The sequence below is a fragment of the Paenibacillus lentus genome (genome assembly GCF_042714055.1).
In the GTDB taxonomy this organism is placed as follows: Bacteria; Bacillota; Bacilli; order Paenibacillales; family Paenibacillaceae; genus Fontibacillus; species Fontibacillus lentus_A.
The window spans coordinates 93,178-110,307 of the sequence record NZ_JBHGVC010000016.1 but is presented as its reverse complement, the minus strand read 5'-3'; the positions used below and the strand labels follow the sequence as shown (position 1 = coordinate 110,307).

General features: G+C 43.0%; 16 protein-coding genes and 1 pseudogene. 3 read left to right on the top strand and 14 right to left on the bottom strand.

From position 1 onward, the window contains the following. Nucleotides 1–186: 186 nt before the first annotated feature. Both ACE3MQ_RS24565 and ACE3MQ_RS24560 read right to left on the bottom strand, forming a co-directional pair. A complete protein-coding gene (locus ACE3MQ_RS24565; RefSeq protein WP_379397723.1) occupies nt 187–417 on the bottom strand; it encodes a hypothetical protein in 231 nt (76 codons plus the stop codon). Between the two features lie 240 nt (nt 418–657). Then, complete coding sequence (locus ACE3MQ_RS24560) at nt 658–1,272, bottom strand: stage II sporulation protein M (protein WP_379397721.1); 615 nt, start codon at nt 1,270–1,272, stop codon at nt 658–660. A 127-nt stretch (nt 1,273–1,399) separates the two neighbouring features. Here ACE3MQ_RS24560 and pdaB point away from each other — a divergent pair, with 127 nt between their 5' ends. Continuing rightward, entirely contained in the window at nt 1,400–2,209 is an 810-nt protein-coding gene (gene pdaB / locus ACE3MQ_RS24555) for a polysaccharide deacetylase family sporulation protein PdaB (RefSeq protein WP_379397719.1), read from the top strand. 264 nt (nt 2,210–2,473) lie between these two features. Here the strand turns inward: pdaB and ACE3MQ_RS24550 are convergent, their stop codons facing one another. The 3 genes from ACE3MQ_RS24550 to ACE3MQ_RS24540 form a co-directional block, all read right to left on the bottom strand. Beyond that, on the bottom strand, nt 2,474–3,259 hold the full coding sequence (locus ACE3MQ_RS24550) for a helix-turn-helix domain-containing protein (protein ID WP_379397717.1): 786 nt from the start codon (nt 3,257–3,259) through the stop codon (nt 2,474–2,476). 33 nt (nt 3,260–3,292) lie between these two features. Then, nucleotides 3,293–3,448 (bottom strand): hypothetical protein, encoded by a 156-nt coding sequence (locus ACE3MQ_RS24545; RefSeq protein WP_379397715.1) that lies wholly within the window; start codon nt 3,446–3,448, stop codon nt 3,293–3,295. 166 nt (nt 3,449–3,614) lie between these two features. Then, a complete protein-coding gene (locus ACE3MQ_RS24540) occupies nt 3,615–4,226 on the bottom strand; it encodes a KinB-signaling pathway activation protein (RefSeq protein ID WP_379397713.1) in 612 nt (203 codons plus the stop codon). 129 nt (nt 4,227–4,355) lie between these two features. Here ACE3MQ_RS24540 and gerD point away from each other — a divergent pair, with 129 nt between their 5' ends. Continuing rightward, complete coding sequence (gerD, locus tag ACE3MQ_RS24535) at nt 4,356–5,180, top strand: spore germination lipoprotein GerD (protein WP_379397711.1); 825 nt, start codon at nt 4,356–4,358, stop codon at nt 5,178–5,180. A 76-nt stretch (nt 5,181–5,256) separates the two neighbouring features. Here the strand turns inward: gerD and ACE3MQ_RS24530 are convergent, their stop codons facing one another. From ACE3MQ_RS24530 to ACE3MQ_RS24515, 4 genes are all read right to left on the bottom strand, one after another. Next, nucleotides 5,257–6,384: an Mrp/NBP35 family ATP-binding protein gene (locus ACE3MQ_RS24530; protein ID WP_379397709.1), complete on the bottom strand. Its 1,128-nt coding sequence runs from the start codon at nt 6,382–6,384 to the stop codon at nt 5,257–5,259. A gap of 59 nt (nt 6,385–6,443) precedes the next feature. Then, nucleotides 6,444–7,214 (bottom strand): N-acetylmuramoyl-L-alanine amidase CwlD, encoded by a 771-nt coding sequence (gene cwlD, locus ACE3MQ_RS24525; RefSeq protein WP_379397707.1) that lies wholly within the window; start codon nt 7,212–7,214, stop codon nt 6,444–6,446. A 75-nt stretch (nt 7,215–7,289) separates the two neighbouring features. After that, a complete protein-coding gene (gene sat, locus ACE3MQ_RS24520) occupies nt 7,290–8,459 on the bottom strand; it encodes a sulfate adenylyltransferase (RefSeq protein WP_379397705.1) in 1,170 nt (389 codons plus the stop codon). Nucleotides 8,460–8,493: 34 nt separating this feature from the next. Further along, complete coding sequence (locus ACE3MQ_RS24515) at nt 8,494–9,186, bottom strand: phosphoadenylyl-sulfate reductase (RefSeq protein ID WP_379397703.1); 693 nt, start codon at nt 9,184–9,186, stop codon at nt 8,494–8,496. Nucleotides 9,187–9,489: 303 nt separating this feature from the next. Here ACE3MQ_RS24515 and ACE3MQ_RS24510 point away from each other — a divergent pair. Further along, nucleotides 9,490–9,723, top strand: a pseudogene (locus ACE3MQ_RS24510) (helix-turn-helix domain-containing protein); the annotation flags it as partial. Between the two features lie 1,078 nt (nt 9,724–10,801). On the opposite strand, the gene ACE3MQ_RS24505 reads toward ACE3MQ_RS24510, so the two are convergent. The 5 genes from ACE3MQ_RS24505 to ACE3MQ_RS24485 all read right to left on the bottom strand — a co-directional run bounded on the left by ACE3MQ_RS24505 (nt 10,802) and on the right by ACE3MQ_RS24485 (nt 16,998). Further along, a complete protein-coding gene (locus ACE3MQ_RS24505; protein WP_379397701.1) occupies nt 10,802–11,509 on the bottom strand; it encodes an MgtC/SapB family protein in 708 nt (235 codons plus the stop codon). A gap of 768 nt (nt 11,510–12,277) precedes the next feature. Further along, nucleotides 12,278–13,120: a glycerophosphodiester phosphodiesterase family protein gene (locus tag ACE3MQ_RS24500; RefSeq protein ID WP_379397699.1), complete on the bottom strand. Its 843-nt coding sequence runs from the start codon at nt 13,118–13,120 to the stop codon at nt 12,278–12,280. After that, nucleotides 13,117–14,874, bottom strand: coding sequence for an ABC transporter permease (locus ACE3MQ_RS24495; RefSeq protein ID WP_379397697.1), 1,758 nt, complete (start codon nt 14,872–14,874; stop codon nt 13,117–13,119). Before ACE3MQ_RS24495 ends, ACE3MQ_RS24500 begins: the two co-directional genes overlap by 4 nt. A 12-nt stretch (nt 14,875–14,886) precedes the next feature. Then, on the bottom strand, nt 14,887–15,906 hold the full coding sequence (locus ACE3MQ_RS24490) for an ABC transporter ATP-binding protein (protein ID WP_379397695.1): 1,020 nt from the start codon (nt 15,904–15,906) through the stop codon (nt 14,887–14,889). A 21-nt stretch (nt 15,907–15,927) separates the two neighbouring features. Then, nucleotides 15,928–16,998: an extracellular solute-binding protein gene (locus ACE3MQ_RS24485; RefSeq protein ID WP_379397693.1), complete on the bottom strand. Its 1,071-nt coding sequence runs from the start codon at nt 16,996–16,998 to the stop codon at nt 15,928–15,930. Nucleotides 16,999–17,130: the final 132 nt, after the last annotated feature.

The window sequence follows — 17,130 nt, the reverse complement described above, 5'->3', positions numbered from 1 at the left end:
CGTGCGTCGCTTAATTTCAGCGGCGACTTTTATAATATACCATAGTCAGCTAGGTTTTTGCAAGAGTTTTTTAAAAGTTTTTTTATTCCATTTATAAACTCTTGTCTTTCCTGCTTCCGGCCCCAAAAGCGGCACGAATGATAATTTATCACATCCTTCGCCCTTAAGTCAACACCCATTGTAAACTTATTGCCTTGCTTGAGGGAAACGGGCTCTTCGTGCATATTTGGAGAGTTCTTTCGAGGGGGCAAACCGGGCATACATTCGAAATACGGTCTTGTATCGATTTGCAATAGCATGTCTAATATCCTGATCCAAGCGATTATCGCTCATATCCAAAAGCATTTCATCCAGTTCCTTGCGTAGGACATAATCCAGTTCTTTGCATTCTTTTTCATTAAATAACATACCCAACATGGCTCACAGCTCCTCTTTCGTCTAAATTACGATTGGTGCAGGGAATGATGGCACTATGCTCCTAGCCCCTTTTTTGACCAAGATGAATTTCAAGCCTTTCCCTAAATATTCAAAAAATTGAAATCCATCTCTGTTGGTTAACGATGATTAACCTTTTTAGCAAATTAAGAAACTCGGTCTTTTGGACCGCTTTAATGGTATGCACAACTTTTATGAAAAATATGAATGCTATTATAATTTTTATGTTTGAACCAAATGAAACGTAATCGTACTCTCGATAATAGCCGCTACAAATAAGGCCACCGTGATCCAAATGGCTGCCCTTCCCGCCGATCGAAAATATTCTCCCCACTTCACACTGCGCTCATGACGTTCTCTCGCTCCAAGCTTCCCCAAGCTTTTCATCACCAAATAACCGAACTGCAATCCATAAGCCGCGGCAATCAAAATAGCCGGTATTTCTATTATGCCGTGCGGCAATAAACCTTTCACAATCAAATCGAACATGTCAGCCCCTTGTGACGACGCTGCCTGGACCAAGTAACCCAAAACCATCCCGTTCATGACTAAGAATACAATCGGCATAAAACCAAAGAGCGCGCCTAGCCCAATAACAAGCAAGCTTTTTACGGCATTATTCAAAAAGATAAATATAAAGAAGCTCAGCTCCGGTGAAGCAGACTGCGATAAATTCCCGCTTACTTCCTGCAACGCCTCAATTTGCGGTTCTAACAGTGCGCTCAGAAAACTCGTAAGTACATTCCCCATAATAATTCCTGCAACAAAGAGTCCAAGTGAAATAAGCATCATCTTCCGATAAAGCACCAAATCCTGAATAAATCGACGAAATGACATAAGTTCCTCCTATATAAAGTCATTGATGATTCCTCTCTTGCGGACAAGAACGGTAATATTCCCTAAAGGTACGAGCATACGCTATAACAGCGGACAAATTTATTTTGATACGAGAGGAGCTTAACTTATGAATAATTTCTTCTACGTCCTCAACGGGAAAAAGATCAAACGCTTTTTGTTTGTATTCGCCGCAGCCCTGTTTGCGGCCGGTGTGATCTATGTGGAAAAAGGGAATATTACGGTATTCTCAGAAGAGAGCAATACTTCGGCCATTTACAGTGTATCCACGGACAAAAAGGTCATTGCCCTGACTTTTGATATTAGTTGGGGGGATAAGAGAACAGAACCGATACTTCAAGTGCTCAAAGACAAAAATGTTCAAAAAGCAACCTTCTTCCTCTCCTCCCCGTGGAGCAAAAGCCATCCGGAAATCGTTAAAGCCATCCAGCAGCAGGGCTTTGAAATTGGCAGCCACGGTCACAAGCACGTCAACTACAGCGATCTTGATGAGGAAGAAATTAAGCGACAGATCACAACAGCTCATTCTATTTTAACCGATTTAACCGGAAAAGCACCCACCCTGCTCCGGCTGCCGAACGGGGATTTTGACAAACGCGTGTTAAGCATCGCAAGCCAGCTCGGCTACAAAGTAATCCAATGGGATACCGATTCTCAGGATTGGATGAACAAGGGAGTCGAAACGATCGTAAATCGCGTCGTCAGCAAAGCGCATCCGGGAGATATCGTCCTGCTGCATGCCAGCGATTCCGTTAAACAAACCCACGAAGCTCTTCCTATTATTATCGACGAGCTGCGTAAAAAGGGATACGAATTCGTGACCGTCTCCGACCTCCTTCAGGAAGCTGGCGTCAAAGGTGCCCAGGTAAGGGATCAGGCCTGGATCCAGGAGCAAATCAATTCGGCTGCAGGCATGTGAGCGATGAGTAGGAATGGGGCTCCGACTGGACTTCCGTTTGACGGGAGTCTTTTTCTTTCTTCCACCTAAATTAAAAAACCAGGCTGTCCCAAAAGTAAGTTTCAACTACTTTAGAAAACAGCCCGATAAAGAATAAATAGTGTTTTTGATCGATTGTCGCCTTCCTGAGCAAATTATGGGCAAAAGCCATCCGACCTTGAAACTTACCTTCCGCAAACCGTGAAGCAGAAAACGCCGGACTCCCCCGTTTAAGTGCCAGGCTGTTTAGTCGGCCAGCTTTTTCCTGATTTTTTTCCAGAAGCCCGCATTCCTGCGATTAACATGCTTCTCATTGTAAATCAGCAGATCATAGGAAGACCACAGCGTAGATGCGCGAATGATTACATATGCGCCTATGGCGATCAAAACGACGCAGACTGGATAATAAGGGATCAATGCGCCCTCGGCGATCCCCTTTTTCTCCAGAAAAAAAGCCATTCCGCCTGTCGCCACCATGCCAGCCCCGACGATGATCACGGCTGCGTACTTCCTCTTCAATCGATTCAAACGTTCCGCCAATTGCTTCACATAACTCTGATCCAGTATAAGAGCTTCTTTCTGCAGCACATGGTACCGCTCCTCATCCCTCAGTATGGCGGACACGAGGACAACGATGCCCGCTGCCGCCAACAAAATGATAAGGAAGGAATAAACAACTGGCTCCTGACGAAACATCAAATACGGCAAGCAAGCCAGAATTAGCAGGCATACGCCTGTCGCAATGCGATTGGATAACTTCTGCTGATAACTCAAATACCCTTCCGCCATCTCTTGGCTGACATAATACCCACGCTCTTCACGGCCGCTCTTCTCCTCGGTCTCCTTCAGCAAATAATCGATGGATACCTCGAACAAATTGCCGATCATAAGCAGCTTTTCGGTTTCGGGAAACCCTTGTCCGTTTTCCCACTTGCTAACTGCCTGTCTGGTTGTGCACAGCTTTTCGGCCAGCGCTTCCTGGGAATAACCCTTTTCTTTTCTTAGCCGCAACAATTTTTCGCTAAATGACATAGGCTTACACTCCTTTGCTATTTGTTACCTGGATTATAGAAAAACAATGGAGCCGATGCTATATGCTTGAAGTTGCGTTTGCGCCATTTGCGGTTGCAAATGCGTAACTTCGGGCAATTTCCCATCAATCCTGCCTTTAAATCTGCTGCGGGTTTTGTTGTATTTGGTCGTTACCTTCAGCTCGCTCACTAACTTTATTTTCACCTGAGATTCGGATCGCTCATTTACCTTTGTAAATGGTTGGATGGTAAATCCTCTATTTTACCAAGATGGTTTCTTTTGCTCTCTAATGAGAAAAAAGGGCTGCCCCTCAGGTCAGTTATGACCTTCTGGGACAGCCTCTTTCGAGTCTTCTTTATTGCGAGCTTTGTGCAGATGCAGCAGGTTCAGCAGGCTTTAATACCTTATGGAGAATAAGTATCTGGTAGGCATTGCAGGCCATCAACGGAGCAACAATCCAAGCCGTTGCCGCATTGACCCCAATTTTGAGCACGCCGATCATTTCTACAATCGTAACGGCAATCATGAAGAATAAAGTTGGTATCCAGGCCGTTCCATTGGTCAGCTTGGCCTTATAAAAGGCTACAGCAAAAGCCACAATAAGTATAACGACGCTAAGAATAATATCTGAGCCGCCGCCTTGCCCCTCTCCGACGAATGTACGGAAGAACATCAGCTCAAGCAGCGCAAGCGCGGTGAGCACGAGCTGCACATACTGCCAGGTTCTTCTGGAGAATACGCCCGTTCCCATATAGTTCATCATCAAATAAGCAAAAAAGCCCATTTGGGAATATACGCTGACCATTATGCCTACTCCAAGCAAAATGCCGACATTCACCAAAAGATCAACTGCACCGTTCAACTGAACGGTATCCGTCCATTGCAGGATCAAACCCACGGCCAGTGATCCAACTGCTCCAACCAGCAACGTGGTCCAGAACAAATACAGCCAACTTTTCAAATTCAAGACCTCACACCCCCACTAACGAATTATTTTACCAACGATTCCGGTAAAACACCATGCTTTTCAAGGGGATAATTCCTATTTCACGTCCGCATACTACAAACAGTGATGATGATGAAGGAGGAAGGAACCATGAAGTGGTTGAATTACCGATGGATGATATGCCTTATATGTACCTGTACACTTCCGCTGACGGCTTGCGGTTCTGAGCAAAGCTCCTCTTCTTCCCAAGGCGGGGGATATAAAGAAACCAAGTCCATGATTATTGATATACTTAAGACCGATGAAGGAAAAAAAGCCATTTACGAAGCACTGAGCTCACCGCCATCCGATAGCAGCGGTGGCGGACAATCGGGAGGGTCAGGCTCGGAATCTGGCGGGGGCGGAGGAAGCAGCTCTGGATCTAGCGGAGCGGGCGGATCAGATTCTGGCGGCTCTGGCGGCTCTGGCGGCGGTTCCGGCGGCAGCATGGGGATCAAAATGATCCTGCCTACTCAGACCTCCGAACAGGTTCGCATGGCAGTAAAGGAAACCATCACGTCTCCGGAATACAAAAAAGAGTTTGAAAAAATTATGACCGATCCTAAATTCGCCGGTGATTTCGCCAAGGCGATCAATTCGCAGAACAAAGAGCTGCACATGCAGCTAATCAAAGACCCTACGTACCAAAAATCGATTAGCGAAATCATGAAATCACCCGAGGTCATGAAGATGTTCCTTGATCTCACCCAAACCTCCGACTTCCGCAAGCAATCGATGACAGTCATGCAAGAGGCGATGCAAAGCCCTTTATTTAAAATGCAAGTGATGGAACTGCTAAAAACAGTAGTACAGGAGCAACTGCAGCCTAAGCTCGAGAAGGAACCAAAATCCGAACAAGGTGGCGACGGCGGCAGTCAAGGCGGCGGCTCCGGAGGAGAGCAAGGCGGAGATGGCGGCAGTGGCGGAGGATCCTAAGCAGCAGCTAATTTTCCCCTCAGCTTGGGTCAGAATGTTCAGTATAGATACCTAAAAAAAGACTGACCGGCACCGGTCAGTCTTTCGTATATTTATCAATTACCTGCTGAGCCATCTCATCATATATTTGGCCGATTGGGCTGTCTTGCTTGTATACGCAAGGCGAGAAGTCAGGCTCTGCGGGATGGTTGTCCGGTGCGCCCAATGGAATCTGTGCCAGCAATCCGGTGTGCAGCGTTTCTGCGAGACGCGCCCCGCCGCCTCGTCCAAAAATATAATCCTTTTGTCCGCAGCTTGAGCATTCATAGTAGGCCATATTCTCGACCACGCCCAAGATCTCGTGATTCGTCTTCAGTGCCATCGCTCCTGCGCGAGCAGCTACAAAAGCTGCAGTAGCATGCGGCGTAGTTACAATAATTTCGCTGCTATGCGGAATCATTTGGTGAACATCAAGCGCTACGTCTCCGGTTCCCGGCGGCAGATCAAGCAGCACGTAATCGAGCTCACCCCAATCCACATCAACGAAAAATTGCCGGAGCATTTTTCCCAGCATAGGGCCGCGCCAAATGACCGGATTATTCTCGCGAATAAAGAAGCCCATAGACATAACCTTGACGCCAAAACGTTCAACAGGGACGATGGCACCCTCGTCGATGTTAGGCACTTCCTCGATCCCCATCATATCGGGAACGCTGAAGCCATATATATCCGCATCAATTAACCCGACACGTTGTCCAAGCCTCGCAAGCGCTGCCGCCAAATTCACGGTAACGGTAGATTTCCCTACGCCGCCCTTGCCGCTTGCTATAGCAATGAACTTCACGCCGGCCTTTGGATCAAGAATCGGCAATTTTTCCAGGCCTGCGGCATGCCCCTTTCGCAGTACTTCTTCATTAGAGGGTTCTCCGGCATCTTTACCCTCTCCCGTTCCCTGTTCGCCAATGGCCTCCCCGCGTTCCCGCTCGGATGCCTCCCGGAATCTCATATGAACATGGTTGACTCCAGCATCGGCTAGACGATCCCGAATCTCCTGCTCTAACCGCTTCTGTGTTTCTTCATCCTTCTTCAGGCAAACTACCGTCAGAGAGACACGATCTTCTTTGACCATCATATCGCGAATCCATTGCAGCTCAACCAAGCTTCGTTTTAGCGTGGGCTCGGCAATAGGGCGCAAGGCCGCTTGAATATGCTCCTTGGATAACAATGACAGCACCTCGACTTCGTATCATATCGTGTTGCTTGATTCAATATATGTATATTATATCACTCTCCGCTCTCATTTGCCCTTTTTCCCGTCTCTCCAGAGCTATATCTTAAAATCCCCTGATAAATGGATGCAGCCACCTTACGCTGATATTGTTCATTCCCGAGCATTGCCGCTTCCCCGGGATGCGACAGAAAGCCAACCTCAACGAGTGCAGAAGGAATTTTCAAGGCCTCCAGCAAGTAGACGGTCTTGTCGTTTCGCTTCGCGACGCGATCGCTATTCTCTAAATTCCGTATGAGCTCCTCCTGAATGAGATAAGCTAAATCATAGCTTTTCTCATTCGCCGAGGTAAAGAAGGTTTGTGCCCCGCTCCATCTGCTGGACGGCACGCTGTTCATATGAATACTGATCAGCAGCTTTGCCTGCTTCTCCTCTATAAAACGGACACGACGCTTCAAATCCTCCGTTTTTCGTTTGCTATAACCCTTTGTCCCTTCGTCGGCCAAATCCCGGTCATCTTCTCTAGTCATAACTACAATAGCACCGGCCTGCTGCAAATAATCTCGTAAATAGAGAGCCACGGCCAAATTGATATCCTTCTCGATCAGGCCCTGCCGACTCACCGCTCCCCCATCCGGCCCGCCATGGCCGGCATCCAAAGCGATGGTCACCCCGGCTAAGGGCAAATTCCAATAATTCAAGGCATTCTTCGCCGGGACTTCATAGACCGCAATCCCCCACAGGACGCCCAGCAAACCAAGGCCGAGCAATAGCTTTTTGATATGACTTAAGGGTATCCAAAGCGTCACTTTATCTCGTGAGCCCATAAAAAGCCACCTCCGCACCCATAATGATTCTAATCATCTATATGGGACGAGGTGGACAAATATACCTGTATATTATTAAATTACAACCTGGTGGCTCATGCCTTCGATCAATACTTTAGCTACTTCCGGTCTAGTAAATTCCGGCGGCGGACATACGCCGTCACGCAGTAAAGCTCTTACCTTTGTGCCGGACAGAGTTAAATGGGCTTCCTTCGGATGCGGGCATGTTTTACTGGAAGCCATATTGCCGCATGTCGTGCAAAAGAAGCTATGCTCGAAGAATAATGGCGAAATCCCCAACTCCTCCGCCGTGAAATTCAAAAATATTTCCTGGGCTTCATAAGTTCCGTAATAATCACCAACACCCGCATGGTCGCGGCCAACGATAAAATGCGTGCAGCCGTAGTTTTTACGAACCATCGCATGGAATATCGCTTCACGAGGCCCCGCATAACGCATAGCTGCCGGGAACACTCCGAGGAAAGTACGGTCAGCAGGATAGTAATTCTTCAGCAATGTGAGATAGCTCTTCATTCGTACATCGGCTGGAACGTCATCCGACTTCGTCTCTCCCACTAACGGGTTCAGGAACAACGCATCAACGATTTCCATCGCGCTCTTCTGGATATATTCATGCGCACGATGCACCGGGTTGCGCGTCTGGAAACCAACCACGGTTCGCCATCCCTTCTCGGCAAATAAGCGCCGCGTTTCCGCCGGATCGAAGTAAAACTCGCCGAAACGCTCCGGTTGCGGTCGATTCAGCACCTGTACCGGCCCACCTACATAATAAGGCGATCGCTCGAACAGTTTGGCTACACCCGGATGCTCCGTATCTTCCGTCTTAAATACATTTCTGGCTTCTTCGATTTGATCGATCTTGTAGACACTCTGCACATCCAGCAGGCCATATACGATGCCATCCTGTTCACCTACCAAGGCTACGCGTTTAGAGACTTCTAGTTGCTGAGCCTGTTCTTCGGTTACCGATAATGTAATCGGAATGCTCCACACTGTACCGTCCGCCAGTCTCATCCGATGGACAACAGATTCGTAATCTTCTTTATTCAGGAATCCCTCTAGTGGAGAGAATGCGCCCACACCGATCAGATCCAAATCGGAAATCGTCCATCCATTAATTAAAATCGTTGGCAGCTCCTTAGCAGACGCCAGCAGCTTCTTCCTCTCCTCACCTGTGACAACCCGGTTCACCAGCTTGCCACCGTGCGGTAAAATTGCTGTCATTTCCATCTCTCCCCGTGTCTAAACTGTATTCATATTATTTATGAAGTCCGCATTCCGTTTTGTCAGATCCTGCCCAGCGCCCTGCCCGCGGGTCTTCTCCCGGCATAACTGGTCTTGTGCAATACTCACAACCTATACTTGGGAAATTCTGGTCATGCAGCGGATTGTACAACACATCGTTAGCCCGGATGTAGTTCCAAACATCCTCAGAAGTCCAGCTTGCTATCGGATTAAATTTAACTAGGCCGAATTTAGTATCGTACTCCATCTTCTTCGCATTGGCTCGCGTAGGAGCTTGGTCGCGGCGAATTCCCGTAATCCAGGCATCGTATCCGGACAATACCCGAGTTAGCGGCTCCACTTTCCGGATGTTGCAGCATGCGTTCGGGTCGCTTTTCCATAGCTCCTCCCCATGCTCAGCAGCCTGCTCCTCCGGCGTAATTAACGGAGATACCCGAACAAATTCAAGATTATACTTGGAAGCCATTTTATCGCGCGTTTCATAGGTCTCCTTAAAATGGAAGTCCGTATCCAAGTAAAAAATATCCGTTGATGGGCTGATTTTTTGCACCATATCGACTAGAACTACATCCTCCGCACCAAAGCTGCACGCAAACGTGATATTCGGAAATGTCTGAATTGCCCAAGCTATAACCTCTTCAGCTGATGCATTCTCGAATTCTTCCGCCTTAGTCTGAATTAACTGTTCCTTTTCCAATAAATTCATGATTTTGTCCCCCTCACGGTAACTTACAAAAACAAGGAAATATTCCTACTAAACAGATTTGAATTATAATTTAAAGTATAGAACTTTTTAACAATAAGTCAATATGAACCAAAGAAAAAAGCCCCTGGTTAATAAGGGGTGAGGTGCCCCCCTTAGAATAGACATTGGAAAAACCCCTGGTTAATCCGATGAGTTCTAGGGCGTGCATTTTTTATGGCGATTAAAGGACAGAAGTTTAAATCATATACGGAGGAAGACAAGAAGGAGGAGATCCGCTTACACATTTAGGAAAATTGGACATACAGGCAAATAACTGAACACTTGTGGATTCAGGATAAGGATAGAGTCAAGAAGTGGATACGTAAGTATAGGGAGCTTGGCGAGTTTGGACTCTTGGATCAACGAGGACGTCGGGAGCAGTACCTCGATCAGGATCGGCATGTGAAGCAACTCAAACAGGAGAACGAAGCCTTAAAAAAGTGTTTGAAAACATGGAAGCAGGAGGTGCATAAGGCAAGTACCACATCATTCAATTAGCCGCAGAACAGTATCCCGTAACGGAGCTCTGTAGCCTCTTAGATGTATCTAGAAGTGGATATTATTTCTATCTAAACCGGCAAGCTAACGACAAGGACTACGAGACGAAAGAGCGAATCAAAGCGTTTATAACCATGAAAGGATTCAAAAAAATTAAACAAGCTGACGCCGATAGAGTACCGACGCCAGCTTTCTGCCTGAGGGATTTTTTCAATGTCTACAAATTTGGGGCTTGACCAATAAGGGCCACGGGCTTGATTTTATTGATATTAACCTTCGAGAATTGTGGTGCGCGACGAGCGGCTTTGAGACCGTATTTCTTACGTCCGTAAATTTCATATTCGGACAAGTTCCGATTTTCGCGATATACGCGATATATAAAGGAAGTAATTATTTCAGACCAGATTGGTTAGGATGCGTTGATATAAATAACTTCATAAGGATCAACCAAGTCATAGATTGTTTAGCTACAGATTAACAGGTCAATTACTTCAGTGGAAAACAGATTGTCCTGTTAATTTTCCAAACTATTTCTCCATACATTTCAGTCAATCTTTTTTTTCTAACTTCATTAGCTTCAGCAAAGGTAATAATAGTGCATTTTTTCAAAATGGGAAGCTATCTCATGCATTCTTTTTGAATATTCATATTGTGGGGATCAGGAATATCTGGTGAGTCATCATCAATCTCATCGTAAAAATTTCTAACTTTTTCTTTTATCATGGCATATAAATTCTTACCATCAAGAAACTTCCTTAACTCATCTACTCGAAAAAATATTATCGGAATTCCATCCCGTATAAGGATATTCTTTCTTTTTCCTTCCCCATATCGCCAGCCATATCCGCTAATACCATTAATAAATATAAAAATCCGCTGCCGAATTATTCAGTGGAACATTAAATAAGAATAATAAAAATAAAATATTATGGTTAGATTATAACTTATCACCTAGTAGAAAATAATATCATACAAAAGAAAACATTCTTCAGAAAGAACAAACTTCAGCCAAAAAACTATCATAATTATCGAACGGCTGGTAGCAAAAACATCATAATTGACTGTTTTATACTTATCTTCAGTCGGTTACTGAAACCAACCGAATCTCTCTGATATTTGAATACATTGAAAGTTCCTCAATTACATCTGCATAAGATAAAAGTCTTGGCAAATCGATGGTAAAAGTATTCTTATAGTATTTATCTCCGTCACGGATTTGTACTTCAAAGGTCACATCTTCGATTTCAATATTATGTTTTTCAAAATAATTATTGATATATTCCTTTGTTTCCTTTCTATGAACGTACTGAATTTCAAGATTATTGATTTTCGGTACTTTGATTATCTTCTTAACAATAGAAAGTGAAAACATTATTGCCGCAAAACCTAGGACTGCAACCTTATAATACCCCATACCAACACCTATACCTACTGCAGCACTTGCCCACAAAGATGCAGCAGTTGTCAGGCCTAAAACTCTTTGACGTGTAATAATAATGGTTCCAGCGCCTAGAAAACCAATCCCGCTGACGACTTGAGCAATTAATCTCGCTTGATCATACTTAACGATATTACTAAAGTGCGGATATGCCTTAACAATGGTAAAAGCTTCTTCCGCAATTGATTGTTGGATCAATGCGATTATGGCAGCACCAATACAAACTAGCATATGTGTCCGCATTCCTGCAGGACGATTTTTTTGCTCACGTTCATATCCAATGACTCCTCCGATAACAATCGATAGTAATAATCTAGATAATATTTCAACGAATGACAGAGTTGTCATAATATCTCCTCTCTCAAATTTAATAGCCGAGGCAGATGGGACAAGTGTTTCCTTGTTCCATCAAACTCGTCTTCCTCCTTCGTTCGTAGGGATTGTTTATTTCAGCCACAAATCTTATTGGAAAAAACATTTGTGAATTTTGGCAGATTTCCTATAATAACACTTTATATTTTCTAAAATTCTCAAAAATCGCGTGAAGGGTTATGACCCTAACTCTTACGATTGGAGTGTTATCCTCATGAAGCCTATTTTCATTCCTCATTCAGACTATCAAGCTTTTGTTCTCCAGCAACTTCGTACGGATCCGGCATTGTTCTCATCAACATGACCAACCCGACGATGGGAATAACCGAATGGATCAACGAGATTAGACATACGCCGATCTATGCCATTCTGATCGGCTTTGCCTTCGGATCGACTGTTGACCTCTTTCAGTCACAAATCTTTCCGTGTCGGCAGAACTCGGATTGCTCGGGGATTTGACTTGCCTCAGCGCCGTGGGTGATGGTACACCGGTCGTCACCGCAGCCTATCCCCGGAGCAAATCCACTTGCGATTGTCGTGCCCGCGGTATAGCTGAATGTAGCGAAACATCAGGGCATTACCGAAAGCTCCATCGCCGCAAGTGGAGGTACACGAAAACGAGCGATGATCCTAGGCTGTTTCCGAAAACGCCGCACCTCCATCGAGCATTCCAACAAGCGAGTGAAGGTCGATTATAAGCTCGAGCCTATTTCCTATTAATTAAAAAAGTGACACTATAAAGCATCACTTTTTATCACGAGCATCTCTGTATCTCAACAATAAATCGACCCAATCAGTCTGTATTGCATTGATACCCATCTTAAGCATTGCTCCCCATGCTTCATCAGGATCTCTTGTTATTGCTACCTCATCAGTCAACGATCCAAACAACAATGTATCATCGTCAAGATTGATGGCATTAGCTAAAAACATATAGTCAGATTGCTTGTATTTATCAAATCTTTGCGAATTAATGAATTCAAAAGATTCATCTTTCTCAATGACTTCAAATCCTACGAAATTAATGTTTTCATAGGTTTCCAACAAATCCAATTCGTCTGTATTATAAATTATTGGGAAGTACATATACTTAATAGGATGTTTGTCGAGAATATCTAAGAATTCTTTCTTCACTGGAGATTTCAACATAAAATACGGATGGCAGTCTACAAACTGATCCAGATAAGGAATAAATGTTTCCCAATAGTCCCAGGATCTGTCAATATTTAGAAATACATCCTGTTGGATGTTTTCGAGAAGTTTAGAAAATCGTTCAACTTTCTTGTGCAGAACGTGACCGAGTTCGTTATAGTAATATTTCTCCTCAATTTCCGTTGTACTCAGAGTATTGATATTACGACTGTCGTCCAATAATCGTTTCTCACCACCGTCATGGAACACAAAGAAATCCCCGTCTGTAGACATTGAAATATCAATTTCTACTATATCTGCACCTTCTCGCAATGCAATATTCACTGCGTTTGCTGTATTTTCTACAATATTTCCTCCATGCGCACCACGGTGCAGCAAAATCAAGAAATCTTTACTCTTGAGTAGTTCCAAAAATTTCGACTTTAATTGACTCATTGTTTAATTTCCTTCTTTCTTTTAAATAGACTTGCGATTTTCTCTTTCCCATCCGCATACACGAAGAAGAATACTAATGCATTGATGATCATAAGTAATACGGAGTATACAAAGTTAATTGCAATTCCCTCGATGCCTGCTTCAGGATTGGAATTACTCCGAATGACAACTCCGACCGGTTTTGCCGCAGGATTATACAAGAAGACTGATAGATCATAATCGCCCAGTTTCCCATTGAAATTGATAACGAGCATTGCAAGAACCGTCGGTAAAATGATTGGCAAAACAATCTTCACAAACGAGTAAATAGGTTTTGCTCCCAAATTCTTCGCAGCATCTTCTAAGTTCTGGTCAACAGAAAAATAGGAAGCTTTCAAAAATCTAAATGTATTAGGTAACATCACTACGATATACGCAACCAGCATGATAACTAATGTACCTGTGAGTGGTTGATTAAACATAATCCATTTTGGTTTGGAGTATGATAAAACTAACCCTAGCGCAAACATTAACCCTGGCAATACCCAAGGAATGTGAAGTAGAAGCTCAAGTAGTTCTGTAAATTTATTCCGATGCTTAAAGACAATACGAGCAGCGATCGTCATTAGTACTACTGCGATGATTGCAGCGATTGCGGAGTAAACTACACTCGTTACGAAAGGACGATACGCAGAACTATCAGTCAATATTGTGGCGTAGTTTTGCAAACTAAAACTACTCAAAGTCAAGTTTCTCGTCGAGATCGTTTGGAAATTGGTGAAAGAGAAAAGAACAACTACTACCAACGGAAGCAGGTTGATTACAGCAAATGCATATGCCATGACATGAGCAAAGACATTCCAAATCTTACTATTGATCTTCATCGGTTGAATCCGTGTTTTCACCTTAGAAACGGAAAGATAGTTCCCTTTTTTTTCGTTTCGTTGAATCACAAAAAGTAACACCAACTGGAACAGTCCCAAGAATAAGGAAAGAACAGCCGCCAATGCTCGGGAGGTTGGTCTTTCGGTAAATGTCAGAATGAGTGGACCGATCGTCTCAAACTCTTGGCCACCAACCATTAGTGGTGCAGACATCGCTATTAATCCCGTTTGAAACAACAAAATGATACATGTTAATAAGATAGGTTTTAGTGCTGGTAAAACCACTTTTATTAATACTGTGAAGTTGGATGCTCCTAATCCTTTGGCAGCTTCAATCGTCTGATAATCGATACTCTTGAACGAATTACGGAAAAATATCATGTAATTCGTTGTGCAAGCAAAGGTCATCAAGAAAAGTACTGCCCCATATCCACTAAACCAATTGACAGGCAGATTGGGAAATAGTTCTACCAAAAATTTAGTGACAAAGCCACGAGATCCATAGGTGAAAAGGTACCCGTTGGCCAGCATGATTCCACCAAAGATCAATGGAATCATATAGCATAATGTCAAAAACCATTTTCCCTTGATTTTAAAGTAGTCCAAAAATAGCACTTCTAAAATACCTATAATTGAAGTTGTAATTGTCAAGGTAAACGCCAGCAAGAAAGAATTCTTGATCCCTCTCATTGCGCGCTCTGAATTAAAAATCTTACTTATGGTTTCACTTGAAAATCCGCCATCAGAGAAGAAAACTGTTTTCAATATGTCCAAGTTTGGAATAATCATAAAAGCAATAATAAACCACCCTAGAATAACTAGGTAACCAATCAATCCAATGTTGAATTTTTTTGGAAGCCTCATGGGACTCTTCTTTAATTTAGACTCCATTTTATAAGCCTCCTAATCATTTTCTGCCAAATAGCTCAATACATTTTCTTTATTTATGTCTACATAAACCGTTTCTCCAATCTGATGTTGCTCAGCCTTTGACTCCCTTTGGAAAGAAATTAGCTTGACTCCATCAACATCAAGTTGATAATACCCATACATACCATAAAATTCTTTGCTAATAATTTCTGCGACTAAATGCGTATTTTCACCCTTAGTCCGAGAAAAAGTAACTTTTTCAGGGCGAAGATAAAAGCGATTGTCCGCCTGGAAATTCGTTGGGTCGATACCCAGCTTACGCAAATCTTCACTGGTCAATGGATTTGCTTCACCGATAAAGTTACATACAAACTCAGTTGCTGATTCATTATAGATTTGTTCTGGATTCCCAATCTGTTCAATTTGGCCATTATTAAAAACTGCAATCCGATCAGATAGCATCAGTGCTTCCTCTTGATCGTGAGTTACATAAACAGTTGTAATGCCAAAGGACTTTTGAAATTCTCGAATATCTTTCCTGAGAGACTTTCTTAGTTTAGCATCGAGATTGGATAAAGGTTCATCCATTACTAGAATTTTTGGTTTTTTGGCTAGAGCACGTGCGATGGCGACACGCTGTTGTTGCCCCCCAGACATGTTTGATACATTTTTCTCCAATTGTTCAGGGCTCAAATCAACCATCTTAGCTAATTCTAGGACACGCTTTTCAATATAATCTTTGGACTTCTTTTCGATTTTCAAGCCAAAAGCAATATTGTCGTATGCCGTCATGGTTGGAAACAATGCGTAACTCTGAAAAACCATACCTACTTGACGCTTATCTATTGGAGTATTGGTAATATTAACGCCATCGACTTCAATCCTACCTTTGCTTGGTTCTAGAAACCCTGCTAAAGCCCGAAGTGTGGTAGTCTTCCCACACCCTGATGGTCCCAGAAAAGTAAAGAACTCTCCTTCATTTACTTCAAAATTCAATTCAGGTACAGCGACAAAGTCGCCGTACCTAATCTCAACATTTTTGAATGTAATCATTGTATTTCCCTCTATTCGTTGTTAGTTTCCTAAAACATTCAATTCAATGTACTCAACCCATTCATCAATATGTTTGTTGATGAAGTCGTAATCATTGTCTTGAGGAGTCGTTTCATTCAGAATTTCAGCAATCCGAGAGTTCACTGATCCTTGAGCATCTTTATTTACTGGAGCTGAACCAAATTTTTCCGCCCATTCTGATTGCACTTCTGCACTACCAAGAAAATCAACAAATTCTTTGACTTTTGCGTTCATCTTATCTTTCTTGATGATTCCAACTTGTTCAACTGTTTGTGGCACACCATATGAAGGATTTACCACACCAAGTTTAATACCTAAACTTTCTTCAACAATTGGTATGTTACTCAACCAAGTAAAAGAGTAATCTACTTTTCCATTTGCTAATTCTGCAACTTCAGATTGTCCTTCTGATGGAGCGATACCATTTTTGAAAAATTTCTTAACTTCGTCCCATCCTTCCTTAGAGATTCCATTGTCGCCTTTTTCGTCCTGATAATTCATTAAAATGTTATAAACAACAGCATTAGCAGTGGCGCCACCTAAACCTTTAGGAACAATGTATTTATCCTTTAGATCAGATTTGCTAGCTAGATCTTGCCAATCCCTTACAGCATTTTCAGGTTTAATTTTGTTAGCATCGTAGATCATGAATACTCGTTGTTCTTGTAATGGGGAATATTTATTATCTTTATCAACTAGTGAAGAATCAACTTTATCCAACCATTTAGGCTTATAGGTTTCAAATATCCCTTCCTTTTCAACCTTACTGAACATCATTTGGTTCATTCCAAACACGACATCGGCAATTGGAGAGTCTTTTTCAGCAATAATCCGGTTCAGGAGTTCGTTCCCCCCTAGATCGACGATTTCAAGTTTGAAGCCTTTTTCCTCAGCTTTTTCTTTTAAGAAATCACCACGGCCGTTACTGACAGAGTTTGAGTAGACTATAATTTTCTCATCTTTCTTTCCACCACTATCATTTCCGCTTTTCCTATCTCCAGAGCTTCCACATCCAGCTAAAACCATTAATGATATCAAACCAAGTGCTGCAATCTTCATACCTAACTTCATAAATGTTTCCTCCCTGTATAACGTTTCATTTAATTTCCATTTTAATATTGAAACGTTTTAATTTAAATGCTAAAATTAATATACCATACAAATGTTAAGCGTCAATAAAAAAATGTAAACGCCAATAAAAAA